General features: G+C 70.0%; 28 protein-coding genes and 1 pseudogene. 18 read left to right on the top strand and 11 right to left on the bottom strand.

All coding sequences use genetic code 11. The features are described from left to right. The first annotated feature begins 292 nt into the window (after positions 1 to 292). Positions 293 to 1,180 carry an ABC-2 transporter permease gene (locus tag JOE55_RS10335; protein ID WP_420870993.1) on the top strand — a complete coding sequence of 296 codons (888 nt, stop codon included), beginning with the start codon at positions 293 to 295 and terminating at the stop codon, positions 1,178 to 1,180. A 370-nt stretch (positions 1,181 to 1,550) separates the two neighbouring features. Here the strand turns inward: JOE55_RS10335 and merA are convergent, their stop codons facing one another. Next, positions 1,551 to 2,975, bottom strand: coding sequence for a mercury(II) reductase (gene merA / locus JOE55_RS10340; RefSeq protein ID WP_061225165.1), 1,425 nt, complete (start codon positions 2,973 to 2,975; stop codon positions 1,551 to 1,553). A 106-nt stretch (positions 2,976 to 3,081) separates the two neighbouring features. Here merA and JOE55_RS10345 point away from each other — a divergent pair, with 106 nt between their 5' ends. From JOE55_RS10345 to JOE55_RS10380, 8 genes are all read left to right on the top strand, one after another. After that, positions 3,082 to 3,471 carry a heavy metal-responsive transcriptional regulator gene (locus tag JOE55_RS10345; RefSeq protein WP_042529932.1) on the top strand — a complete coding sequence of 130 codons (390 nt, stop codon included), beginning with the start codon at positions 3,082 to 3,084 and terminating at the stop codon, positions 3,469 to 3,471. 39 nt (positions 3,472 to 3,510) lie between these two features. Further along, complete coding sequence (locus JOE55_RS10350) at positions 3,511 to 4,350, top strand: LLM class flavin-dependent oxidoreductase (RefSeq protein ID WP_204782843.1); 840 nt, start codon at positions 3,511 to 3,513, stop codon at positions 4,348 to 4,350. Positions 4,351 to 4,358: 8 nt separating this feature from the next. Further along, positions 4,359 to 4,664 carry a hypothetical protein gene (locus tag JOE55_RS10355; protein WP_204782844.1) on the top strand — a complete coding sequence of 102 codons (306 nt, stop codon included), beginning with the start codon at positions 4,359 to 4,361 and terminating at the stop codon, positions 4,662 to 4,664. After that, positions 4,661 to 4,846: a hypothetical protein gene (locus JOE55_RS10360; RefSeq protein WP_204782845.1), complete on the top strand. Its 186-nt coding sequence runs from the start codon at positions 4,661 to 4,663 to the stop codon at positions 4,844 to 4,846. The genes JOE55_RS10355 and JOE55_RS10360 overlap by 4 nt, the downstream gene beginning before the upstream one ends. Before the next feature lie 32 nt (positions 4,847 to 4,878). Then, positions 4,879 to 5,043, top strand: coding sequence for a type II toxin-antitoxin system Phd/YefM family antitoxin (locus JOE55_RS13195; protein ID WP_239546610.1), 165 nt, complete (start codon positions 4,879 to 4,881; stop codon positions 5,041 to 5,043). 122 nt (positions 5,044 to 5,165) lie between these two features. After that, a complete protein-coding gene (locus JOE55_RS10370; protein WP_204782846.1) occupies positions 5,166 to 6,395 on the top strand; it encodes a Na/Pi symporter in 1,230 nt (409 codons plus the stop codon). A gap of 31 nt (positions 6,396 to 6,426) precedes the next feature. Beyond that, positions 6,427 to 6,747, top strand: a complete 321-nt coding sequence (locus tag JOE55_RS10375) for a hypothetical protein (protein WP_204782847.1) — start codon at positions 6,427 to 6,429, stop codon at positions 6,745 to 6,747. Beyond that, positions 6,744 to 7,715, top strand: coding sequence for a PstS family phosphate ABC transporter substrate-binding protein (locus JOE55_RS10380; protein WP_239546612.1), 972 nt, complete (start codon positions 6,744 to 6,746; stop codon positions 7,713 to 7,715). The genes JOE55_RS10375 and JOE55_RS10380 overlap by 4 nt, the downstream gene beginning before the upstream one ends. 54 nt (positions 7,716 to 7,769) lie before the next feature. On the opposite strand, the gene JOE55_RS10385 is transcribed toward JOE55_RS10380, so the two are convergent. Further along, a complete protein-coding gene (locus JOE55_RS10385) occupies positions 7,770 to 7,991 on the bottom strand; it encodes an SDR family NAD(P)-dependent oxidoreductase (RefSeq protein ID WP_204782848.1) in 222 nt (73 codons plus the stop codon). A 324-nt stretch (positions 7,992 to 8,315) separates the two neighbouring features. Between JOE55_RS10385 and JOE55_RS10390 the strand changes: the two genes are divergently transcribed. Continuing rightward, the gene (locus JOE55_RS10390; RefSeq protein ID WP_204782849.1) at positions 8,316 to 8,618 is read left to right on the top strand and encodes a hypothetical protein; all 303 of its coding nucleotides are present in this window, start codon (positions 8,316 to 8,318) and stop codon (positions 8,616 to 8,618) included. Between the two features lie 34 nt (positions 8,619 to 8,652). Here the strand turns inward: JOE55_RS10390 and JOE55_RS10395 are convergent, their stop codons facing one another. The 8 genes from JOE55_RS10395 to JOE55_RS10430 all read right to left on the bottom strand — a co-directional run bounded on the left by JOE55_RS10395 (position 8,653) and on the right by JOE55_RS10430 (position 13,571). Next, the gene (locus tag JOE55_RS10395; protein ID WP_204782850.1) at positions 8,653 to 9,288 is read right to left on the bottom strand and encodes a methylated-DNA--[protein]-cysteine S-methyltransferase; all 636 of its coding nucleotides are present in this window, start codon (positions 9,286 to 9,288) and stop codon (positions 8,653 to 8,655) included. Next, positions 9,285 to 9,782, bottom strand: a complete 498-nt coding sequence (locus tag JOE55_RS10400) for an RNA polymerase sigma factor (RefSeq protein WP_204782851.1) — start codon at positions 9,780 to 9,782, stop codon at positions 9,285 to 9,287. Before JOE55_RS10400 ends, JOE55_RS10395 begins: the two co-directional genes overlap by 4 nt. Positions 9,783 to 10,063: 281 nt before the next feature. Further along, complete coding sequence (locus JOE55_RS10405) at positions 10,064 to 10,207, bottom strand: hypothetical protein (protein WP_204782852.1); 144 nt, start codon at positions 10,205 to 10,207, stop codon at positions 10,064 to 10,066. A 78-nt stretch (positions 10,208 to 10,285) separates the two neighbouring features. Next, positions 10,286 to 11,314 (bottom strand): hypothetical protein, encoded by a 1,029-nt coding sequence (locus tag JOE55_RS10410; RefSeq protein ID WP_204782853.1) that lies wholly within the window; start codon positions 11,312 to 11,314, stop codon positions 10,286 to 10,288. Then, entirely contained in the window at positions 11,311 to 11,670 is a 360-nt protein-coding gene (locus JOE55_RS10415) for a PadR family transcriptional regulator (protein WP_204782854.1), read from the bottom strand. The genes JOE55_RS10410 and JOE55_RS10415 overlap by 4 nt, the downstream gene beginning before the upstream one ends. Positions 11,671 to 11,908: 238 nt before the next feature. Further along, the gene (locus tag JOE55_RS10420) at positions 11,909 to 12,775 is read right to left on the bottom strand and encodes a CorA family divalent cation transporter (RefSeq protein ID WP_204782855.1); all 867 of its coding nucleotides are present in this window, start codon (positions 12,773 to 12,775) and stop codon (positions 11,909 to 11,911) included. An 86-nt stretch (positions 12,776 to 12,861) separates the two neighbouring features. Then, positions 12,862 to 13,326: a hypothetical protein gene (locus JOE55_RS10425; RefSeq protein WP_204782856.1), complete on the bottom strand. Its 465-nt coding sequence runs from the start codon at positions 13,324 to 13,326 to the stop codon at positions 12,862 to 12,864. A gap of 5 nt (positions 13,327 to 13,331) precedes the next feature. Then, on the bottom strand, positions 13,332 to 13,571 hold the full coding sequence (locus JOE55_RS10430) for a PspC domain-containing protein (RefSeq protein WP_006215424.1): 240 nt from the start codon (positions 13,569 to 13,571) through the stop codon (positions 13,332 to 13,334). 188 nt (positions 13,572 to 13,759) lie between these two features. Here JOE55_RS10430 and JOE55_RS10440 point away from each other — a divergent pair, with 188 nt between their 5' ends. After that, positions 13,760 to 13,996 carry a hypothetical protein gene (locus tag JOE55_RS10440; RefSeq protein ID WP_162138730.1) on the top strand — a complete coding sequence of 79 codons (237 nt, stop codon included), beginning with the start codon at positions 13,760 to 13,762 and terminating at the stop codon, positions 13,994 to 13,996. A gap of 100 nt (positions 13,997 to 14,096) precedes the next feature. After that, on the top strand, positions 14,097 to 15,044 hold the full coding sequence (locus tag JOE55_RS10445) for an alpha/beta fold hydrolase (protein WP_204782857.1): 948 nt from the start codon (positions 14,097 to 14,099) through the stop codon (positions 15,042 to 15,044). A 96-nt stretch (positions 15,045 to 15,140) separates the two neighbouring features. Here the strand turns inward: JOE55_RS10445 and hchA are convergent, their stop codons facing one another. Next, the gene (gene hchA, locus JOE55_RS10450; protein ID WP_204782858.1) at positions 15,141 to 16,001 is read right to left on the bottom strand and encodes a glyoxalase III HchA; all 861 of its coding nucleotides are present in this window, start codon (positions 15,999 to 16,001) and stop codon (positions 15,141 to 15,143) included. A 159-nt stretch (positions 16,002 to 16,160) separates the two neighbouring features. Between hchA and JOE55_RS10455 the strand changes: the two genes are divergently transcribed. The 6 genes and pseudogenes from JOE55_RS10455 (at position 16,161) to JOE55_RS10475 (ending at position 20,793) form a co-directional block, all read left to right on the top strand. Then, complete coding sequence (locus tag JOE55_RS10455) at positions 16,161 to 16,502, top strand: hypothetical protein (protein WP_204782859.1); 342 nt, start codon at positions 16,161 to 16,163, stop codon at positions 16,500 to 16,502. Position 16,503: 1 nt separating this feature from the next. Next, positions 16,504 to 16,788: pseudogene (locus JOE55_RS10460) on the top strand (VOC family protein); the annotation flags it as partial. Between the two features lie 114 nt (positions 16,789 to 16,902). Continuing rightward, positions 16,903 to 17,034 carry a hypothetical protein gene (locus JOE55_RS13355; RefSeq protein WP_006215416.1) on the top strand — a complete coding sequence of 44 codons (132 nt, stop codon included), beginning with the start codon at positions 16,903 to 16,905 and terminating at the stop codon, positions 17,032 to 17,034. Positions 17,035 to 17,420: 386 nt separating this feature from the next. Further along, the gene (locus JOE55_RS10465; RefSeq protein ID WP_204782860.1) at positions 17,421 to 18,818 is read left to right on the top strand and encodes a sugar porter family MFS transporter; all 1,398 of its coding nucleotides are present in this window, start codon (positions 17,421 to 17,423) and stop codon (positions 18,816 to 18,818) included. A gap of 41 nt (positions 18,819 to 18,859) precedes the next feature. After that, complete coding sequence (locus tag JOE55_RS10470) at positions 18,860 to 19,984, top strand: FUSC family protein (protein WP_081749294.1); 1,125 nt, start codon at positions 18,860 to 18,862, stop codon at positions 19,982 to 19,984. After that, positions 19,981 to 20,793: an NAD-dependent epimerase/dehydratase family protein gene (locus JOE55_RS10475; protein ID WP_024290980.1), complete on the top strand. Its 813-nt coding sequence runs from the start codon at positions 19,981 to 19,983 to the stop codon at positions 20,791 to 20,793. Before JOE55_RS10470 ends, JOE55_RS10475 begins: the two co-directional genes overlap by 4 nt. Position 20,794: the final 1 nt, after the last annotated feature.

Here is a 20,794-nt window from a genome sequence, read left to right on the forward strand (position 1 = left end):
CTGGCCGATCCCCGCGCGGTGGACAAGGCCGGTCTGGCCTCGGTGATCGAGGAGCAGAACCAGCAGCTCGGTGATGACGGGGATCGGGTGCCACGGATGCGGCTGCACAGCCCCGTCAGCAAGAAGGGCAAACGCGCCGGGCAGGAGACCTGGACGCTCTACATCGAGGACCGCCGCGGCGAGTCCGGGCGTGCCGAGCGCCGCAAGCGCACGAGCGCACTCTCGGCGGACTTCACCCCGGAGGGCGCGCAGGCGTTCTTCGACTACCACCAGCAGCAGAAGGAGCAGGAACATGAGCGCAGCACTCGACAGGCCGAAGCAGCAGAACGGGCCCGTGCAGTCGCCGCAACCGCTCGGCAGTCCGGAGACGCTGGAGCTGTTGACCTCGATCCTCGCCGCCGTCGAGGCGCAGAATACGAGGATCGCCACGCTGACCGAGCAGCAGAAGAAGCTCGCGGGGTTCGTGAAGGTGGACAGCGAGGAGCAGGAAAAGCAGCTCTCCGCGATCTCGCATCAGCTGACCTCAACGTCGCCGCCGCCGGAGTCGAACGAGAACAGCGAACTGCTCGCCGGAATCGCGTCCACTCTCGCGGGTATGAGCGTGAACCTCAACGGGGAGAGTCTGAAGGGCTCAGCCTCTAAGTCCGAGGCTGCCGCCAAGCATCTCGATGAGAGCCGGGCTAAGTTCGAGCGGGCCGCGAACGGTGCGCAGAAGGCCTGGCGGGAGTCGATCACCCAAGCCAGCGCCGAGGCGACGAGTGCGATCAGCACGGCCCGGGATCAGGCTGTGCAGTCGATCGAGAGGGCCGCTGCCGACGCCGGGGCCGTGGCAACAGCCAAGATTGACGCCGCGAACGAGCGGGCCGAAAAGATCATCGCCACAACGGCGAAGCTGGAGGCCCGTCAGCTTTGGTCTGTAGCCGCGTCGATGTGCCTCGCGCTGCTGCCGGTCGCAGTGATCGTCGCGGGTGTTTGGATGGCCGTCGCCGGGCTTATCACGGGCGCTCAGTGGGCCCTCGACGTGGACGGGAGCGTGTGGCTCGGGATCGGTCGCTGGCTCGTGGTCTCCATGGGCCTCGCCGGGGCCGGCTACGGACTCTTCGCGTCCGTCCGCTGGGTCGCCGGTCTCGTGGAGACCTGGAAGGGCCGCGGGATGCCGAGGTGGCCCCGTTGGCGGTGATGGCTGGATCCGATCGAGCTACCGGTTCCGATCAGCAGTCGAAGGATTTTCGCAGCAGCCAGTCCTGCGGCCTCGGTGCCGCCGCCGTAGCCTGACGAGCATCCCGGCCGTGACGGCCATCGCGACGGCGATCCCGGCACCGATGATCCAGGGATTGCCGAGGAGCCCTCCGACGCCTGCGAGTGCTCCGCCCGCCGCGATGAGCGGCAGGCCGCAGCAGAGCAGCAACGGAAGCGCGCAGCATGCCAGTAGGAGCAGCCCGGTCCCTGCGGCGACGATGGGACCGGCGCGCCGTTCGTCGCGGTCGTGATCGGCGCTCATCGTCTGCACCTCTTCCGGATGAGATCTCCCCGATTGCATGCGTTGCCGTTCATGCGCAGCACGAGAGCAGTGACGGGTCGGTGGTGAAGGACTTCGCGGCGATCCGGATGCCTTCGGTCATGGTCAGGTAGGGGGCCCAGGCGTCGGCGACTTCGGCGATGGTCTTGCCGAGCACGTGGACGCCTGCGGCGGCGAGTTCCCCGGCGTCCTTGGCGACGGCGGTGAGGCCGAGGATCTCGCTCGTATCGGCGTTCACGACGATCTTGATGAACCCGCGGGTGTCGCGGTTGATCACCGCCCGGGGCACATACTCCAGGGGCAGCACGCGGCAGTCGCAGCGGATCCCCGCGGCGACGACCTCCTTCTCGGTCATCCCGACCGCGCCGATCGCCGGTCCGGTGAACGTCACCCGCGGCAGATGGGAGTAGTCGACGGACCGGTCGGCGTCGGCGAACGCGTTCTCGGCAACGAGGGTGCCGTGGTGGGCCGCGACGTAGACGAACTCCGGGTGCCCGGTCACGTCGCCCGCGGCCCAGATCCGCGGGTTCGACGACTGCAGATGGTCGGAGACGACCACCTCGCCGGAGTCCCCGGTCTTCACCCCGACCGCATCGAGGTTCAAGCCGTCGGTGACGGGACGGCGTCCGAGGGCGACGAGCACCTGGTCGGCGCGGAACTCCTGCGAGCCGCCGGACACGTCCGCGGTAACCACGACCTGCCCGGTCGCCGCGTCCCGGGACACCCGGGTCGGCACCGCGCGGCGGACCACCCGGATGCCCTCGTCGGCGAACACCTCCTGCAGTGTCCGGGACACCTCCGGCTCCTCCTTCGACGCGAGCCGGGACCGCACCAGCACGGTGACCTGGGAGCCGAGGCGGGCGAACAGCTGCGCCTGCTCCAGGGCAACGTAGCCGCCGCCGAGCACCAGCATCGACTCGGGGACCTCGGTCAGGTCCATCGCCGTGGTCGAGGTCAGGTACCCGGCCTCGTCCAGGCCGTCGATCGGCGGAGCCCACGGCCGCGCACCGGTGGCGACCAGGTAGTGCTCGGCCTCGATCGTCTCGACCGCTCCGTCTGCGGCGGTGACCTCCAACACCGGCGCGTCCGGGGTGCCCGCGAACCCGGCGTCTCCCCGCCGGACGTGCCACCCGTATGAATCGGCGACGTCGGCGTACTTCTCGCCCCGCATCGTCTCGACCAACGCCTGCTTCCCGGCGATCAGCGCGGGCATGTCCACTGGGCCTGCCGTCGTCGCGATCCCCGGGAACCGGTCGGCGGCGTCGGCGGCGACGTGCCGTGCATCGGCGGCGGCGATGAGGGCCTTCGACGGCACGCAGCCCGTGTTCACGCAGGTGCCGCCGAGCGTGCCACGCTCGATCATCACCACCGACTTCCCGAGCATGGTCGCGCGAATCGCGGCGGCGAACGCTCCGCCGCCCGATCCGATGATGGCGAGATCGTACTTCGTAGGCATCGCTGCTCCCGTCAAGGCTTGGACTTCTGTTCCGTTTCAGCCATACTGGACCTTCCAGTGCAGGGGAAGGTCAAGCGTGGCCCCTGCCGAATGATCGGAGGCCGCAATGCGCATCGGAGAACTCGCCGAACGCGCGGGCACCACCTCGAAGACGCTCCGGTTCTACGAAGAGCAGGGACTGCTGCCCCCGGCCGACCGGACGCCATCCGGGTACCGCGACTACGCGCCCGACGCCGTCGCCCGGATCGACTTCGTTCACCGTGGCCAGGCCGCAGGCCTCACCCTCGCCCAGATCCGCCAAATCCTCGACATCCGCGACAGCGGCCACGCGCCCTGCGAGCACGTGCGAGACCTCCTCGACGCGCGCCTGGCCGAGATCGAGCAGCAGATCGCCCAGCTCACCGCCCTGCACGGCACCATCGCCGACCTCCGGCACGACGCCGCGCACCCGGACCCCGACACATGCAGCCCAGACCAGGTCTGCCGGTACCTGTAGAGGGACGCGGACCGAGAAAACGAGAGCCATAACACGAACATGCGCTACGAGAACCCCCTCTACCTGGCCGAGGAGCTGGGGGCGCTGGATCTGCTCAGCGATCAGCGCCTGGCCATCGGCATCAGCCGCGGATCGCCCGAGCCGGCGCTGCGCGGCTGGGAGGCCTTCGGCTACACCGGTTCCACCGACCCGCGCGGTGCCGATATCGCCCGTCCCAAGTTCGATCAGCTGATGGCGGCCGTGCGAGGGGAGACGATGGTCGACGCCGATCCCGCCCAGCACGGACGGGGCATGCGGCTGCGCGTCGAGCCGCATTCGCCGGGTCTGGACGAGCGGATCTGGTGGGGCGCCGGCAGCCGCGAGACGGCCGAGTGGGCCGGGCGCGAGGGCGTGAACCTCATGAGCTCGACCCTGCTCACCGAGGCCACCGGTGCCGCATTCTCGGACCTCCAGGCCGAGCAGCTGCAGCAGTACCGGGAGGCGTGGAAGGCTGCAGGCCACAGCCGGACTCCGCGCACCAGCGTGAGCCGCAGCATCTTCCCGATCGTCACCGCCGAGGACCAGGCGCTGTACGGGCAGCTGCAGCGCGAGGGCCAGGACCAGATCGGCATCATCGACGGCTTCCGCAGCACCTTCGGCAAGTCCTACGTCGGCGAGCCGGACCGGCTGGTCGAGCAGCTCAAGGCCGACGCCGCCGTCATGGAGTCGGACACCCTGATGCTCACGATCCCCGCCCACATGGGTCCGGAGCTGAACCTCAACCTGCTGGGCAGCTTCGCCGAGCACGTGGCTCCGGAGCTCGGCTGGGAGCCGAACGCCCAGGGCCCGGTCAGCGGGTACCCGATCGACTCATCGGTCCCCGGCCGCACCCGTCGTTGACGCCGCCGATGCTCGAGGCCCTGGCCAGGGCGAATGACGTGCCGGATGAGAGCCTCCTCGAGCTCTATCGCCTGGCAGTGCCGGAGGGGGCAGATCCCACGCGGGTGTCGGTGGGCTGCTTCATCGCCCAGCAGCGCGAGCAGGTGGCCGTGCTGTTCCCGGACAGGCTGAGTATCCTCAGCCGTGAGATCGGCAAGCAGAAGAACGGTGAGAAGTCCCGGTCGTCGGCGCTCAGGCGCCGTTCTGGGGCATCGAGTCGGTGGATGTCCGAGTGCTCCAGGACCAGGGCGCCGCGCGGCCGGATGCGCGCATGACGTCATCGCTGCCTCGAGAGGGGCAGCTCGAGGCGCTGCAGCAGATGCGCGAGATGACCGGCATGCCCGATGACGCCTACGCCGCGCTGGTTCGGGAGGTCGAGGCAGGGGGAGCGCATGGCGCAGATCGTCATGAGGGCACTCGAGCAGAGGCGCAGTGCGCTCGACCCGAAGACGATTGAGTACAACGTGTACAAGTTGTACTCATGACGCCATGACCAGTGTGACCTTGTCGCAGTTCCGTAACCGCCAGAGCGATGACATCGCCGCAGCTCAGCGAGATCCCGTGGAGATCACCTCCAGGGGCGCTGGCCGTCGTGTGGCCTATTCGATCAGCTATGTGCCCTCCGCGACCACGGTCATCACCTCGGCTACCTGACGTTCACCTGCCGCCAGCCGGGCGGACACCGGGCGCGGCTAGGGTCCATGCGTGTCTGCGACTGCGCAGACTCCCTCGCCAGCAGCGGCCGGCTCCCGGCCGGCCAGAACCTTGGAGCGCCCATGAGCACTCAGACCGCCGATGAGCTCGCGTCGGAGACGATCGATCAGGACGAGGCCGCGCAGCTGCGCAGCCCGCTGGAGCGCTTCGGGCTGAGCGGGAAGGCCCTCGAGTACGGCAACTGGATCGCCGTGGCCGTCGGGATCTACATCCTGATCACCGCGGTCAACGTCATCGGCGACGGCTTCAAATCGGCCACCGGCGGTCAGGCCGAGGAGCTGTTCGCCTTCGCGGAGAACCCGCTCATCGCACTGATGATCGGCGTGCTGGCCACGGGGCTGATCCAGTCGTCGTCGACAACCACCTCGATCGTCGTGGGCCTGGCAGCGGGCGGTCTGCCCATGGAGATCTGCATCCCTATGCTGATGGGCGCGAACATCGGCACCACGCTGACCTCCACGCTGGTCTCGCTCGGGATGGTGCGCGACAAGGAGTCCTTCCGCCGCGGCTTCGCGGCAGCCAGCGTGCACGACATGTTCAACCTGTTCGCGGTGGTCATCTTCCTGCCCCTGGAGATGCTCACCGGCATCCTCGAGAAGTCCTCCGGGTGGCTCTCCGAGCAGATGGCGGGCAGCGACGGCGGAATCGTCGCCGTGATCTTCGGCGGAATCGGGGCGGGAGTCACCGCGGTGACCGAGCCGCTTGCCGATCTCATCGGCATGCTGGCCGAATGGATCCCGCAGCCGTGGGGCGGCATCCTGCTGATCTTCATCGGCATCGGACTGATCCTGTCGGTGATCAACTTCATCGGCTCGCTGCTGAAAGTCGTCATGGTGGGCCGGGCCAAGCAGGTCCTGCACAGCGCCATCGGCCGCGGCCCGATCACCGGCATCTTCTCCGGCATGCTCATCACCATCATGGTGCAGTCCTCGTCGACGACCACGGCGCTGGTGGTGCCCCTGGCCGGCTCCGGCACCTTCTCCGTGAAGCAGATCTACCCGTTCACCCTGGGCGCCAACATCGGCACGACCGTCACGGCGCTGATCGCGGCCTTCGCCTTCTCCGGCGTCGAGGCGCAGTTCGCCCTGCAGGCCGCGCTCGTGCACCTGCTGTTCAACGTACTGGCCACCGCGCTGATCTTCGGCGTTCCCTTCCTGCGGGTGATCCCGCTCAAGGGAGCGGCGCTGCTCGGCGAGCTGGGGGCCCGGAACAAGCTCTTCGTCGTCGCGTGGGTACTGGGCGTGTTCGTCGTGGTGCCCGCCGTGCTCATCTTCCTGACGGTCGTGCTCTGACCGTCCGCCCGACCGCTCCCAGGAGACAACGATGACCGACATGCCCCAGAACACCAGCACCCCGGACGCCGAGGCCGCCACGCCCGTCGAGGCCAGGCTGGAGCAGATCCTCTTGGAGGCCGAGGCCTCGCTGCGCAGCCTGCGCGAGGAGCTCGAGGAGCAGCGCCGATTCGCTCAGCAGCATCAGCAGATCGACCGCCTTCCGGAGCACCTGGCTCAGACCAGCCACAAGTGGGCCGGCGTCAAGATCTTCCTGGACGACCTGGTCTCGGACTTCCGCCGCCTGCGCGACACGGGTGAGCAGCCGCAGACCGGGCCCGCCGATGACGCCGCGCAGGACAGGAGCCAATGATGCGACGCCGACTGCCCGCCGCGCTGCTCGTCAGCGGCCTCACCGTGACCCTGGCGGCCTGCGGATCCTCGGACGACGCCGAGACCCTCACCATCGGCGGCTCGGCCACGGTGTACCCGATCACCGAGCTGGTGGCCCAGGAGACCGGCACCAGCATCGACATGGAGGCCGAAGGCACCCTCGACGGCTTCGAGCGCTTCTGCAGCGGCGAGACCGACATCAACAACGCCTCCGAGGCGATCACACAGGAGTTCCTCCAGCAGTGCGAGGACAACGGGGTCGAGTTCATCGAAGTCCCCATCGGCCTGGATGCGCTGTCCGTCGTGCGCAATCTGGACAACGACGCCGTGGAGGATCTGAGCCTCGAGGAGCTGCAGCAGATCTGGGGGCCGGACTCGTCGATCGAGCGCTGGTCCGACTTGCGTGCGGACCTGCCGGATGAGCGGATCGAGCTGTTCGGCCGCGACGACGGCTCCGGGACCTTCGAGTACTTCACCCACAGCGTCACCGGCGAGGCCGGTGAGATCCGCGAGGACTACGAGTCCACCGATGATCTCGACGAGCTCACCGAGTGGATCGCTGAGGAGCCGAACGGCCTGGGCTTCATGGGCGCGGGCAACTACCTCTCCGCCGATGACGAGGCCAGGTCGCAGCTGTCCACGGTGGCCGTCGACGGCGTGGAGCCCAGCCTGGAGAACGCCCAGTCCGGTGAGTATCAGCCGCTGACCCGGCCGCTGTTCCTGTACGTGAACAAGCAGAAGCTGGATGAGAGCCAGACGCTGCAGGATTTCACCGAGTCCTATATCGACTCGGCCTACGAGATCATGCCGCGGGTGTTCTTCTACCGGCTGCCGGAGGCGTCCTACGACCAGGTCCGAGAGCGTCTGGACTCCGGAGAGACGGGCTCCCTCTACGGGGGCGATCCGTTCCTCTCGACGTCGGTGGTGGAGCTGCTCGAGCAGCGGTGATCGCCCTGCGCGGCCCTGATGGCAGGTCGCGCAGGGCCTCCGCCGGATCCGGCATCAGCTCAGGGCGGCTCCCGTGAGCTGCGCGACCGCCTCCCACAGTCGCCGGGCCAGCTGCGGATCGGAGGCCTCGGGGGAGCGGCCCAGCAGGGTCGGTGTGCCGCGCAGCGCCTTGAAGCCCGACGGCCCCACGTAGCTGCACGGCGCCAGATCCGACGTCGCGGCCACCAGCACGTTCTGCGCTCCGTCGGCCGCCGACTGCGCCATCGGCGAGGTCACCGCGGTGATGGCCGAGCAAATTCACTGACGACATCAAGGCACGGCGACACGACCGATTGCTAGCGTGAAGCGCATGGGACTCCAGGACCTCATTTTCGGACGCACCGAGAAGTAGCGGGCCCGACGGGTCGAGAAGACCCGCACCAAGTACGGTGCGCCTCCGTCGTTAACGCCGCCGATGCTCGAGGCCCTGGCCAGGGCGAATGACGTGCCGGATGAGAGCCTCATGGAGCTCTAAAGACTGGCTGTGTCGGAGGGGGCTGAGAAGTTCCGGTCGTCGGCGCTCAGGCGCAGTTCTGGGGCATCGAGTCGGTGGATGTCCGAGTGCTCCAGGATCAGGGCGCCGCGCTCGTCGTGACCGGAAGCGACGGGACGAATCCCTATCAGCTCGCCTATGTGCTCTTCGATGCCGCCGAGATCGAGTCATTCGCGCAGGACCTCCAGGCGGCGCGGACAGCTGATGCGCAGACCTGCGCCGCGCAGCCGGATGCGCGCGTGACGTCATCGTTGCCTCGCGAGCAGCAGCACGCGGCGCTGCGGCAGATGCGCGAGATGGCCGGCATGCCCGATGACGCCTGCGCCGCGCTGGTCCGAGAGGTCGAGGAGGGGCGGACTCGTCCGGAGTGAGGTCCGCGTCGCGGAGGGGCGCCCGTTGAAGCGCTCAGGCAGCCTTCTCCAACGAGAGCAGCGCCGTCTTGGCCTCGAGGCCGCCGATGTATCCGCCCAGGCCGCCGTCGGAGCGCAGCACGCGGTGGCAGGGCAGCACGACCGGCAGCGGGTTGGTCGCGCACGCCGTGCCGACCGCGCGGACCGCCCGGGGGCTGCCGACGAGCTCTGCGATCTCCTTGTAGGACCGGGTGCGCCCGTAGTCGATGCCCGGCAGGCTGGTCTGGACGCTGCGGCGGAACCCCGAGGTCAGGGCGAAGTCCAGCGGCACGTCGAAGCTGTGCCGGCGGCCCTCGAAGTACTCGTCGAGCTCCACCGCCGCAGCATCCAGGCGGCGCGGCGCCTCCAGCACCCGCGGACTGATCCGCTGCGCGAGCGACTCCAGCACGGCGTCGAAGCCCTCGCGCTCGAAGGCCACACGCACCAGCCCCGTCTCGGTCGCTGCCAGCAGCAGCGGACCCACGGGGGTCTCCAGGGTGCGATAGGCGACGTCGACCAGCCCCCGCTCGCCGGCCTGCGCCGAAAGGCGCGATCGCAGATCCGCCACCGCAGAGGACTCGATCGGGAACAGCGTGTCCCGCTCGGTCGCGAGGTCGTCGCCGGGGCAGGGCGTCGGGGTCTTCTCGGTCATCGGGAGGCTCCTCTCGTGGGGTGGTCCGCGCCCATGCCGAGACGCAGGTTCTTGAGGCCGTCGGAGGCCGCTCGGCGCACCGCATCTGCGCCGCCGCCGATGATCCGTGCGGTCTCAGCATGAGGAAGGCCGCCGAGGTAGTGATAGGCGATCGCCAGGCGCTGCCGCTGCGGCAGTGCGGCCACGGCCGTCCACACCTCGCGCCCGTCGTCGCCGGGCAGCTCCTGTGAGGCGCCTCGCTCGGGGAGCTCGTCGGCGGGGATCGCCTGCCGCCCGCGGACCCGGGTGATGTCGATCGCCTTGCGGTGGGCCACTCGCACCAGCCAGGCCTCCACGTTCGTGTCCTGGCGCAGCTCGGGCCATGCCTGCAGCGCGGCCAGGAACGTCTCGGACCAGGCGTCGTCGGAGTCGGGGCCGGGCCCGAGCACGGCGCGGCAGACCCGCAGCACGGTCTCGCCGTGCCGCTGGACTGCTTGATCGAAGGGCTGATTCATCGTCATCGCCCTGAAGACGCGCGGGATGGGTGAGATGTGAGGTCCGGAGCGAGAAGATTCTGCGAACGCCCGTGCGCGGTCAGAGCCATGTGCCCCCGGTGGGGCGCCACTGCTCGATCACGCGCTCGGCATCCAGCGGGTCTGGCCTGTCGAGGTGGGAGAAGCGCCCAGCGAAGATCGTCATGAAGGCAGTCAAGCAGATCTGCTGCGGTCCCCATCGGGACTCTGCGCAGCCTCGTGAGGCGGCCGGGCCAGCAGGTCTGGAGACGAGGAGCGTCAGCTCAGTCCAGGTCGGTCCCCGTGAGCTGGACCGCCTCGTCCCACAGCCGCCGCGCCAGCTGCGGATCGGCGGCCTCGGGGGAGCGACCCAGCAGGGTCGGGGCGCCGCGCGGCGCCTTGAGCGCCCAGCCGGGGTGGGCCAGCATCACGGGGATCCCTCGCGGGGCGAGCCGGCGGAGAATCTCGTCATAACGGGCCTGATGATCGGCGCCGGCGGGATGGAATCAGCTCAGCTTGCGCGCCCTGCGCCACTCCAGCGCGGCGATGACCACGACCAGCAGCAGCCACAGCACAGTCCACGGCCGCAGCTGCCCATCGATCAGGCTGAGCACGCCGGTGAGCAGCGCGAGCCCGGCCACGCCGGTCATCAGCCAGGCCCGGCGTCGAGCCGCCACTGCCCGATTCGGCGGGAACCGCTGCGCGTAGGCCTCCGCCGCCCCGAACTCCTCGGCAGGCGAGGTGGCGGCCTCCTGGGCATGGGATCGCGCCTCGGCCAGGATCTCCTTCACCCGCGAATCCGTGAGGTCCCCGCGGCTGCGCAGTGCAGCGCCCAGGGCGTCGTACCAGGAGGCGTCGTCGTGAGGGGCTGCGGTCCTGGCGGGCCGCGCGGGCCAGGCCAGTGCGGTGGCCCAGGCGAGCAGCGCATAGGCGACGACCGCGCCCAGGAAGCCCAGCATGGCCGTGCCGGGAAGCGTCACGGGATTGCCGAGCGCGAAGACGCCCACGCTCAGCGCTATGCCGGGAAGCGCTGCGGCCACCGCGGCCAGGACTCCGGCGGTGTGCGATCGAGCCGCCGTCACCGCGGTGTGGACGGCTGCGATCGTCCGCGACGTCAGCGCCAGAGCAAGCGGCGCCAGCAGGAAGGACAGTCTCAGCGGGTCGGCCCAGGACCAGGTGATCAGCTCGTAGAGCAGGAACAGGCCGGCGTAGAAGCTCGCGATGATCAGCGTCTCGACCGCGAAGTCGCGCGGGCTGGTCGTCGGCGGCGCCTTCAGGGCCACGCCCTGCTCGCGCCAGGCGGCCTTCTGCCCACGCGCCCAGGTCATCGGGTCGCCGAACAGCTCCTGCGCAGGCTCCTGTGCCGCGGCCACCTGCTCGGCGACCTCGTCGAGGGCCTCGACGATGCGACGCTCCAGCACCTCCTCCATCAGCAGCCGACCACCTGCGGTCAGCGCCCAGTCCTGATCCTCCTCAGCGCCGCGGGCGGTGCCCACCCTGTCGACGGCGGCCTGGAAATCGCTCTGCGCGGTCATCGTGCGTCCTCCTGAGAGCGGGCTGCGGGAGAAGAGGGCTCGAGCGCTGCGACCAGGCGATGCCAGTCGTCGCGCTCCCTGGACAGGCGCTCTCGTCCGACGTCGGTGAGGCGGTAGGTGCGCCGACCGGGGCCGCTGTCGCCCTGGGACCACGACGCCGCTATGGCGCCCTGCTGCTCGAGGCTGTTCAGCAGCGGATAGAGCGAGCCGCCCCTGGGGCAGCCGAGCCCGCGTTCGGCGAGCCGTTCGGCGATCGCATATCCATGCAGCGGCTCCTCGGCCAGCACCGCCAGCAGGGCGGTGCCCATGGCGGCACGCACCCAGGGGGTCGGCCACAGCGGATCGGTGTTTGTCATGTATCTAAGTATGAGATGTACCTAGTGGGCTGTCGAGCCCTCGCGGAGTCGAGTCAGGAGCTGCCCAGATCAGGGTCTCGGGCCGACGAGCGCTCAGCTCCTGCAGGCGCTGGAGGGGGCATAGTGCGGGCGCTCATCGTGAGGACAGGAACTGTCCTCACGATGAGCGCGGCAGATGTTCTCCTGCTCCGGGTGCTCGAGGTCGTTCCCGCCGAACTGCCCTGGGGCAGAAGCCGACTCAGGTCTGGCGGTTCAGCAGGCGCGGCCCGAACACGGTGAGCACCGTCAGGACGGCACGGGCAAGGAGTCCGAGCAGCAGGAAGGAGGCCAGTGAGTCCAGACGGTCGAGCATCCGCTGGAAGTTCATGCCGAAGAAGCCGGTGGCCAGGGTCAGCGGCAGGAAGATCGTGGCCACCACGGTGAGGCGCTCCGAGACGACGGTCGCCTGCTCGTCCAGGACGTCGCCGTCCATCGCGTAGAGGCGCGTTGCGGTGGACTGGTTCGCCCCGAAGGTGGCTGCGGCCTGATTCAGGCGGCTGCGATGCTGCTGCTCGAGCAGATCCGAGAGCTCGTCGTGGGCGATGAGCATGTTGCGGTGCGCGGCTTGCGTCTCGCCGAGGCGGAACAACTCGGCGCGCAGTCGGCCCAGCTCCCGTCGTCGTGCTGCGGAGGCGAACCCCAGCGTCTCGTCGCCGAGCTGCCGGCTGTCGTCGTCGATCCTCTCCAGGGCGTCCTCGGCCTGCTGGGCGACCGCGGTCACCGCGGCCACCAGTCCGGCGCGGCCGTGCTCCGGCGAGGCCTCCACGGCGGGGCGCGCGACGGCGAGGCCCTCCGGGTGGCCCACCAGCAGCGAGACGTCATCGTTCGAGACGATCTGGACGGGGCGATGCTCGTGCTGGTCCTGGAGCACCATCAGCACAGGCGCTGCTTGGCCCTTCTCCACCGCGGCGCGCGGACGACGGTGCCGGTGCTGCAGGTCGGGAAGCTCGAGACCGCCGAGGGAGGCGGCTTGGCGGATCAGCTCCTGCTGGTCAGGCTCGGCCAGCACGCACACCGGTCCCGAGCTGTGCTGCCTCAGGCGCTGTTCATCGCTGATGACGTGCAAGGACGACTCCTCCTGCGGTGGTGGGAGCGAACTGCATCGTCCCCCGATCTCGCTGCCATCCCGGTCCAAAGGACCGGGCTGACGGGTCAGTCGGCGCGAGTCGCCTGAGGCCGCCGCACCGCCAGCCGGAGTAGTCCCGCCAGCCCCAGTGCGACGATGCCTGCGCCCCACAGGGCGGCACCGGCCGCGGGCTCCGCCACGACCATGCCGCCGGTAGGTCGGCCCTGTGCGTCCATGCCGTCCCAGAGCGCAAACGGCGCGGTGTCGATCATGTGCCAGAGGACGACGCCCCACACCGCCGCGACGATCAGCGCCGCAAGGGCCCACCGGCGCGAGCGGCCGATCCAGGCACTGAGCGCGCACAGGATCACGGCCGCACCGAGCGCGGCGAACAGCGGCCAGTCCGCCTTCAGCCCGCTCTCGGTGCCGCCTAAGGCGGTCTGGATCATGGAGATGCCGTCCTTGTCCCGTGAATCGAGGACGGGCGTGGTGAGGCTCAGGACCCACAGTGCGGCGCTGAGCAGCGATAGCACTCGCGAGGCCAGGACCACGGTCGTCAGCCTCGAAGAGCCCGCTCAAGCGGGATGCTGCCGTCCTGCCAAGGGGTCAGCACCCACACGAGCGCGTAGGCGCCCACGCCCAGCACAGGCAGCAGGAACGAGGCGAGCAGCAGCGCGCGGACCACCCACACGTTGATCCCGAGCCGCGCGGCGATCGCGCCGCCGATGCCTCCGGCGAGCCGCTGCGGTCCGCGTCGGAAGCCGAGGCCGCGCACTGAATCGAAGATCGTGTTCATGGAGCCAACGCTACTCGGCGCGTGGCGACGCACGGCATGCGTCAGCGGCCCGAGCTCGCCAGAGGCTGATCCGGTCTGGCGAGCCTCAGCCCTGGGGCCGTCCAGGGAGGTGCGCCTGCTCGCCGTCGTGATCGAAGATCGTGAGGACCTCGGCCGGCCCGCGGTGGGCTTCGAGCGCGTGCGGGGTCATGGTGGAGAACTCCGCGGCCTGCCCCGGGGAGACGCCCTTCGGGCGGCAGATCCCCACGAACCCGCAGGGGATGACACCGATCCCGGGGATCTGGAGCGCAGGCAACGCCAGCCAGCCCATGACCATGGTGGTCTCGGCCGCCGCAGCCGGGCTCATGGCAGGCGCGGGGGTCCACGGCGAGCTGGCCATGACCGATCTGGCCCGTGCGGTGGACGGCGGCAGCGCCCGGCAGTGAACTGCGGGGCGGCTGCATTCCACCGGAACTGTCAGGACGCGCCGAATTATGCTGAGGCTCCCAGCGCCGACCGGCGGCGCATCCAGCGCAGGGGACACCCATGGCACTGCAGGAGATCGAGTTCGCGTCGGCCAATGGTCGCGACACCATCCAGGCATGGCTGCACACGCCGATCGCCGAGCCCAAGGCGATCGTGCAGATCGTCCACGGCCTCGGCGAGCACTCGCGGCGCTACCTCCACCTCATCAGCGCGCTGCTGGACGAGGGGTTCGCGGTGGCGGCGGGCGATCACAGCGGGCATGGTCGCACGGCCATGCGGTCCGGGATCTGGGCGGATGCCGGCGACGACGCCGCCCGTGTGGTCGTCGACGACGAGCTGGCGCTGCTGGCCAGGGTGCGGCAGGAGCTGCCCGGGGTCCCGGTGGCCGTGTTCGGGCACAGCTGGGGCTCGATGATCGCCCGCGTCCTGGCCGCGCAGCCGGATGTCGAGCTGGCCGGATTGGCGTTGGGCGGCATCGCGGCGCAGATGCGCGGCATCGAGTCGACGCTCGACCGGGACATGCTCGCCCGCCTGTCCGCCGGAGAGGGCCGTGCCGAGCCGGCGCCGGATCTTCTGGTGGGACAGCTCTTCGACGGCTTCCTGGCCCGCTTCGGCCAGGACGCGGGACCCACGGCCTGGGTGGCCCTGGACGCCGACGTGGTGGCCGACCACGGCCGCGACCCCTTCAACAACTTCGGGGCGCCCTTGAGCGCACGGTTCCTCAAGGGGTTCGTGGACCTCTACGACCAGGCGAACGACGACTCCTTCTACGCCGCTCTGCCCGTGGATCTGCCGGTGCTGATCCTGGCGGGGGAGCAGGATCCTGTCGCCAACTTCGGCGAAGGCGCGTTCCACGTGGCCAATCGACTGCGGGACAGCGGCCATAACGACGTCCGCACCCGCGTCTTCCCCGAAGTCCGCCACGAGGTGCACAACGAGCCGCTGACTCGCGCCGAGGCCGAAGAGGAGATCCTCGGCTTCATCGCCCGAGTCACCGCGCGGAGCTGAAGGGCCGGGGGCCTCATGGCCGAGCCCGCTCCGGAAGAGGCTCCGGGGCGGGCTCGGTGCAGGAGCTGCGATGGTGTGCCGACTCCAGGGGACGGCTCAGTCGCCGAACGACTCCAGCAGCGCGAGCGCGGACTCCTTGCCGAGCTGGTTCGCGGCCAGAGGGCTGTCGCCGGTCAGCAGATTGCCGTCGCGGGTGGTCGCTCCGGACATGTCGTCGTTGACGATCTCGAGACCGGCGGCGGTGAGCTGCTCGCCCAGGTTCCACGGCATCTGCCCGGGGAGGTAGCCGATCTCGATGTTCGCCCCCAGGTCCAGGGAATCCGGGAAGGCGGTGATGCGGCGACCCGCGAAGGGGTTCTTCTCGCGGTCGACGCCCGCGGCCAGCAGGGCGGCGGGGCCGTGGCACAGGGTGATGATGAGCCGGTCCTGCTCCATGAAGAAGTCCAGTGCCGACCGCAGCTCGGGGCTGTCGGGCAGGCCCGTCATGGCGCCGTGGCCGCCGGGGATGAAGATCGCGGCGTAGTCGTCGAGCCCGTCAGCGATGACGTCCGCGAGCGCGCGCGGGGTCTTGAAGGACTCCTTGGTGGCCTCCCAGGTGCTGGCCACAGCCTGGTCCTGCGACGGGTAGGCCCACCACTCCAACTTGCCGGGCCCGCCCGTGAGCGTGGCGACGTCGATGCCGTAGCCGGCCTGGGCCATGTGGTGCAGCGGCAGCAGGGTCTCGACGGGGTGATTGCCGGTGGAGAAGAACGTCCCGTTGCGCATGCGCATGTAGCGCTCGTGGGCGGCGATCACCAGGACCTTCCAGCGGCCGCCGCGGTACTGCTCCTCGGTGGCAAGTCCGTCGAAGTCCGTGGTGGGAGCGGTGTACTGGGAAAGTGAGTACGGAGACGGGAAGAAGGCCCCGTCCTCCGCTGGGTCCTGCGTGGGCGTGCGGTCCTGCGTGGTCTCGGTCATCGGATTCCCTTCACGAGATTTCGTCAGTGCAGTCTGTCGTTGCGCACGCTACAGGCCTGCTCAGACGTCGCAGCGAGATCTCGAGCGCACCCGTGACCATTCCCTTCGTCGAGACCATCCGCCAGCGTCCGGTCATCGACGTGATGACAGGCGAGATCCATGACTGAACGACCGGCCGAGATCGAGCAGAGGCTGCAGGCGCGCAGGCTCGAGCGGGTGAGCGCCAACCCCGACGCCGCGCGCAAGGCGCTGGCAGCCGTGCTGGCTCACCACGGTCTGCGTGTTCGGCCGGTGGGCGGGGCGCACGTGAACACCGGCGCGGCCGCCGCTGCGTATGTGTCCGACGATGCCCTGGCGGAGTTCGACTGGATGCGACAGGTCCGCAACAGCACCGAGTACCCCGATATCTCTCGGGCGCTCGCCACGAAGCAGGACGTCCAGGAGGCCATCGCGGCTGCCTCGGCGACCGTGGCGGCATGCCCAGCCGCTGTGGATGTGTGAGCGGATCGCCGTGCTGTCCACTCCCGACGGACGCGGCGTCCTGGAGCTGTTCGAGTACATCCACCCGCCTGCCAGCCCCATGCCGCCGACCCAGCCGAACGACCTGGGCATGCACCGGGTCGCCTTCCAGGTCGACGATTTCGACGCCGCCCTGGAGAAGGCGGCCGCCCACGGCTGCCACCCGCTGCGCGGGGTGGCGGACTACCAGGGCGTCTACCGCCTGACGTACCTGCGCGGGCCCAGCGGCATCGTGGTGATGCTCGCCCAGGACATGCGCGGCGACTGAGGGTCTCCCGCCCGTCGGACGGGGTCCGTAGGCTGAGCCGGACCACGCGGTCCGCTACCACGGCACCTGCCGTTGATTCCGCGCCGGACCGACGACGCGCAGGAGGAAAACACCATGCTGAACTGGCTGTTCAAGGCACGACGGATGCGCGGCGACGCCCGCGCGGCCCAGCGCGGCCCCGAGGCCCTCGGCAAGCGGATGGGCCGCCGCGGCGCCCACCGGCTGCTGAGCCGGCTGCTGCGCTGAGCCCCGCGCCATGCGGGCCGCCTGATCACAGGCTGGTCTCCACCAGCGTCCTGCTGTCCTTGTGCCGGCGCAGACGGCTTCCCACCACCATGCGATTGATCGACGAGCGGCTCACGATCCCCACGGGGCGCGGTTCCTCGCCGTGCCGGAGGCGCTGAGCGCGCCGTAGACGCCGGCGGCCAGCTAGGTCCCGACGCAGCCCGCGATCTGGAAGCTCGTGGAGACGACCGTGACGCCGTGCTCACGGTCTCCGCAGACGCCCTCCACCGGGCAGCCGCAGGACTGCGCGGCTGAGATCCGGCTCACCTCGGGCGCGCGGGGGATCCGGAGCGTGGATACGGTGAAGGACAGCACCCTTCCTTCCCCCCCTGTCAGCGAGGTTCCCCGTGCCTTCTTCTGCGCCCGCCCAGGCGAGGCCCGCCGCCCGTCATCAGACCGCCTTCATCGCCGTGCTCGCGGTCGGCGCGGTGATCGGCGGCTTCCTGTTCGGCTTCGACATGTCGACCATGAACTCGGCGATCAACGGCATCGCGCCGTCGCTGGAGCTCAGCTCGTTCCAGACGGGGCTGATCACCTCGATCGCGATGATCGGGGCGGCTGCGGGTGCCTGGTTCTCGGGCGATGTCTCCGAGCGGATCGGGCGCACCCGGGTCATGACCCTGGCCGGCACCCTGATGCTCGCGGGCTCGGTTCTCACTCAGCTCGCCGACGGCTTCTGGCTGATCCTCGTCTTCCGCATCTGCACAGGCCTGGGCATCGGCGCCGCCAGCGCAGTGGTCCCGGCCTATGTCAGCGAGGTCTCCCCGCCGCGCATCCGCGGCACCATGGGCACTTTCTGGCAGATGGCGATCGTGCTCGGGCAGTTCCTGGGCCTGGTCTCCGGGTACCTGTTCGCCCGGGCCGCAGGCTCCGAATCGGCCCAGCTGTGGGGCATGGAGGCCTGGCGCTGGATGTTCGCCGTCGTCGCCGTCCTGGCGCTGTCCTACGTGCTGATCTCGCTGCGCCTGCCGCAGTCCCCGCCCGATGCCGTGCGCCTGGGCGATCACGACTCGGCCCGCGCCTTCATCGAGCGAGCCGGCGGCGACGACATCGAGGGCCGCTTCGAGCGCATCCGCGAGAAGCTCACGGACCGATCCGAGAGCGCGTCTCTGAAGGATCTGCGCGGCAGCCGGCTGGGGCTCCAAGGCATCGTGTGGCCCGGGATCCTGCTGGCCGCCTTCCAGCAGCTCGTGGGCATCAACGTCGTGAAGATGTACTCCAACACCATCTGGCAGTCGGTGGGCGTGCCCGTCGACGCCTCCTTCCAGGTCAGCATGCTCACCGCCGGGCTGAGCATCGCGGCCACGGTCGTGGCGATCCTGATCATGGACCGCGTCCCGCGCCGGAGCATGCTGATCGTCGGCGGCGCGTTCATGGTCGCCTCCATGGCCGCGATGGCCATCGCCTTCGCCCAGGGCGGCGGCGCCGAGGGCGCTCTGCCTCGCGGGGCTGCGCTCACAGCCCTGATCGGCATGAACGGCTTCGCGATCTCCTTCGGCATCACCTGGGGACCGGTCATGTGGCTCATGCTCGGCGAGCTGTTCGACTCGGACCTCCGCACCGTCGCCGTGGCCGTGTGCACGGCCGTGAACTGGCTGATGAACTGGCTGATCACGCTGACCTTCCCCGTCCTGGCGGGCATCGGCCTGGATCTGGCCTACGGTCTGTACACGGCCTTCGCGCTGCTGGGCGTGTGCTTCGTGTGGAAGTCCCTGCCCGAGACCAAGGGCAGGGCGATGGCCTGAGGCCGCTGGCGCAGGGCGCCGAGGAGGACGGGTGAGGTGCGGTGAGCTGGAGAGCTGAGGTGCGCGATCGGCTGCGCGAGGACGGGTGGACCATCCTGCAGCTGGCCGCCGCCGCGCTGATCGCCTTCCTGCTCGCCCGCTGGCTCGGGGGCCACTCGGAGCCGTTCTTCGCCCCGATCGCCGCAGTCGTGTCCCTGAACACGGATCTGGGCGAGCGCGGCCTCAACGCCCTGAAGCTGCTGCTGGGCGTCGTGCTCGGGATCGTGGTGGGGGAGCTGACCCTGCTGGTCGTCTCCGATCTGGCGCTCGCGCTGGGCATCGCGGTCCTCGTGTCGCTGAGCATCTCCACACTGGCCGGCGGCTCCCGGCTGCTCGTGGCCCAGGCAGCGGCCTCCGCCGTGCTGACCGTGTCGATCTCCGACGGCAGCGCCGGCCCTGAGCGGCTGATCGACGCCCTGATCGGGGCGGGAGTCGCGCTCGTGTTCACGCAGCTGCTGTTCACCCCGGATCCGCTCAAGCTGCTGCGAGCCGCGGAGTCTGAGGCCCTGTCGTCCGTTGGCTCCGGTCTGCGCCGGGCCGCCGAGGCCCTGGCGGGCGACGACGAGGCCGCGGCCGTCGACGCGCTCGCGGGCCTGCGCGAGACGCGCGACGACCTGGCCGATGTGGCCTCGGCGCGCGAGCGCAGCCAGCGCGTGGCCCGGCACTCGCTGACCCGCCGCTCCGGGAGGCGCCCCCTGGTGGTCATGACCGAGAACGCCGGTCATCTGGACCTGCTGGGCGATGACGCCATTATGGCCGTGCGCCTGGCGATCACCGCGGACCCGTCGTCCCGGGTGGCCCATGGCGCCTCCTTGAAGCGCTTCGCGGGATTGATCGAGCGCCTGGCTGAGGACCCCGCGAGCCGCAGCGCCCGCCAGGGCGTCGTCGACGACTTCCCGGCCGCGCTGTCCGAGCTGGACCCCGCTCGGCAGTGCGATCCCACCGTGCGGATGATCCGCCTCCTGGCCCTGGACGCGATGCTCTACGCGGGGGTGGAGCCCTCGGCGGCGCAGGCCGTGATCGACGGCGCCTCCGACGAGCCGTCGGTGGAGCGCGACCAGGATCCGAGCACGACCCTGCTGCGGCGCGTGCGCCGATCCATGCGCAGGGGGAGGATGGGGCCATGACCACGCCATCAGAGTCCTCCGCCCCGAGCCGCCGCCTCCTGATCACGGGTGCCACCGGCGGGATCGGGCTGCTGCTGGCCGAGCGGCTCAACGAGCAGGGCCCCGGCTACGAGATCATCCAGCACGGGCGCACGCCCAGGAACGAGGAGCAGGAGCGCGTGCTGCGCCCAGCGCAGATCACCGACCTGGACGAGATGCTGGCCCTGATGGACGGCGTGGACACCGTGGTGCACCTGGCGGGGGCATCGGCCCCGCAGGCCGAGTGGGACGACGTCCTGGACGCCAACATCGTGGGCACCCGCAGCGTGCTGGAAGCGGCCCGGCAGGCCGGGGTGCGCCGCGTGGTCTATGCGTCGTCCAATCACGCCTTCGGCATGTGGGACCGGAACGAGCAGTGGCCCGTGCTGCCCACCACGCTGCCTCGACCGGACTCGCTCTACGGGGTCTCCAAGGTCTTCGGCGAGGCGCTGGGCAGCTACTACCACGACGAGTTCGGCCTCGAGTTCATCGCCCTGCGCATCGGCTGGTACGCCCAGGATCCGCTGGAGGCCGACGACGAGCTGCTGCACGCCATGTGGCTCTCGCCCGACGACTGCGTCCAGGTGGTGCGCTGCGCGATCGAGGCGGATCGCAGCTTCGGGGCGTACTACGCGATCTCCGAGAACCCCAACCGGCGCTGGGACATCACGAACACCATGGTCGAGCTCGGCTACCGGCCGCAGGACTCCTGGACCCGCTTCACCGGCAGGTCCGAGGACGTGGTCGAAGGCGGAGCACCCGTCCGCGACACCTGGCCGTCGGGGTCCTGAG

Source organism: Kocuria palustris (assembly GCF_016907795.1).
Lineage (GTDB): Bacteria > Actinomycetota > Actinomycetes > Actinomycetales > Micrococcaceae > Kocuria > Kocuria palustris.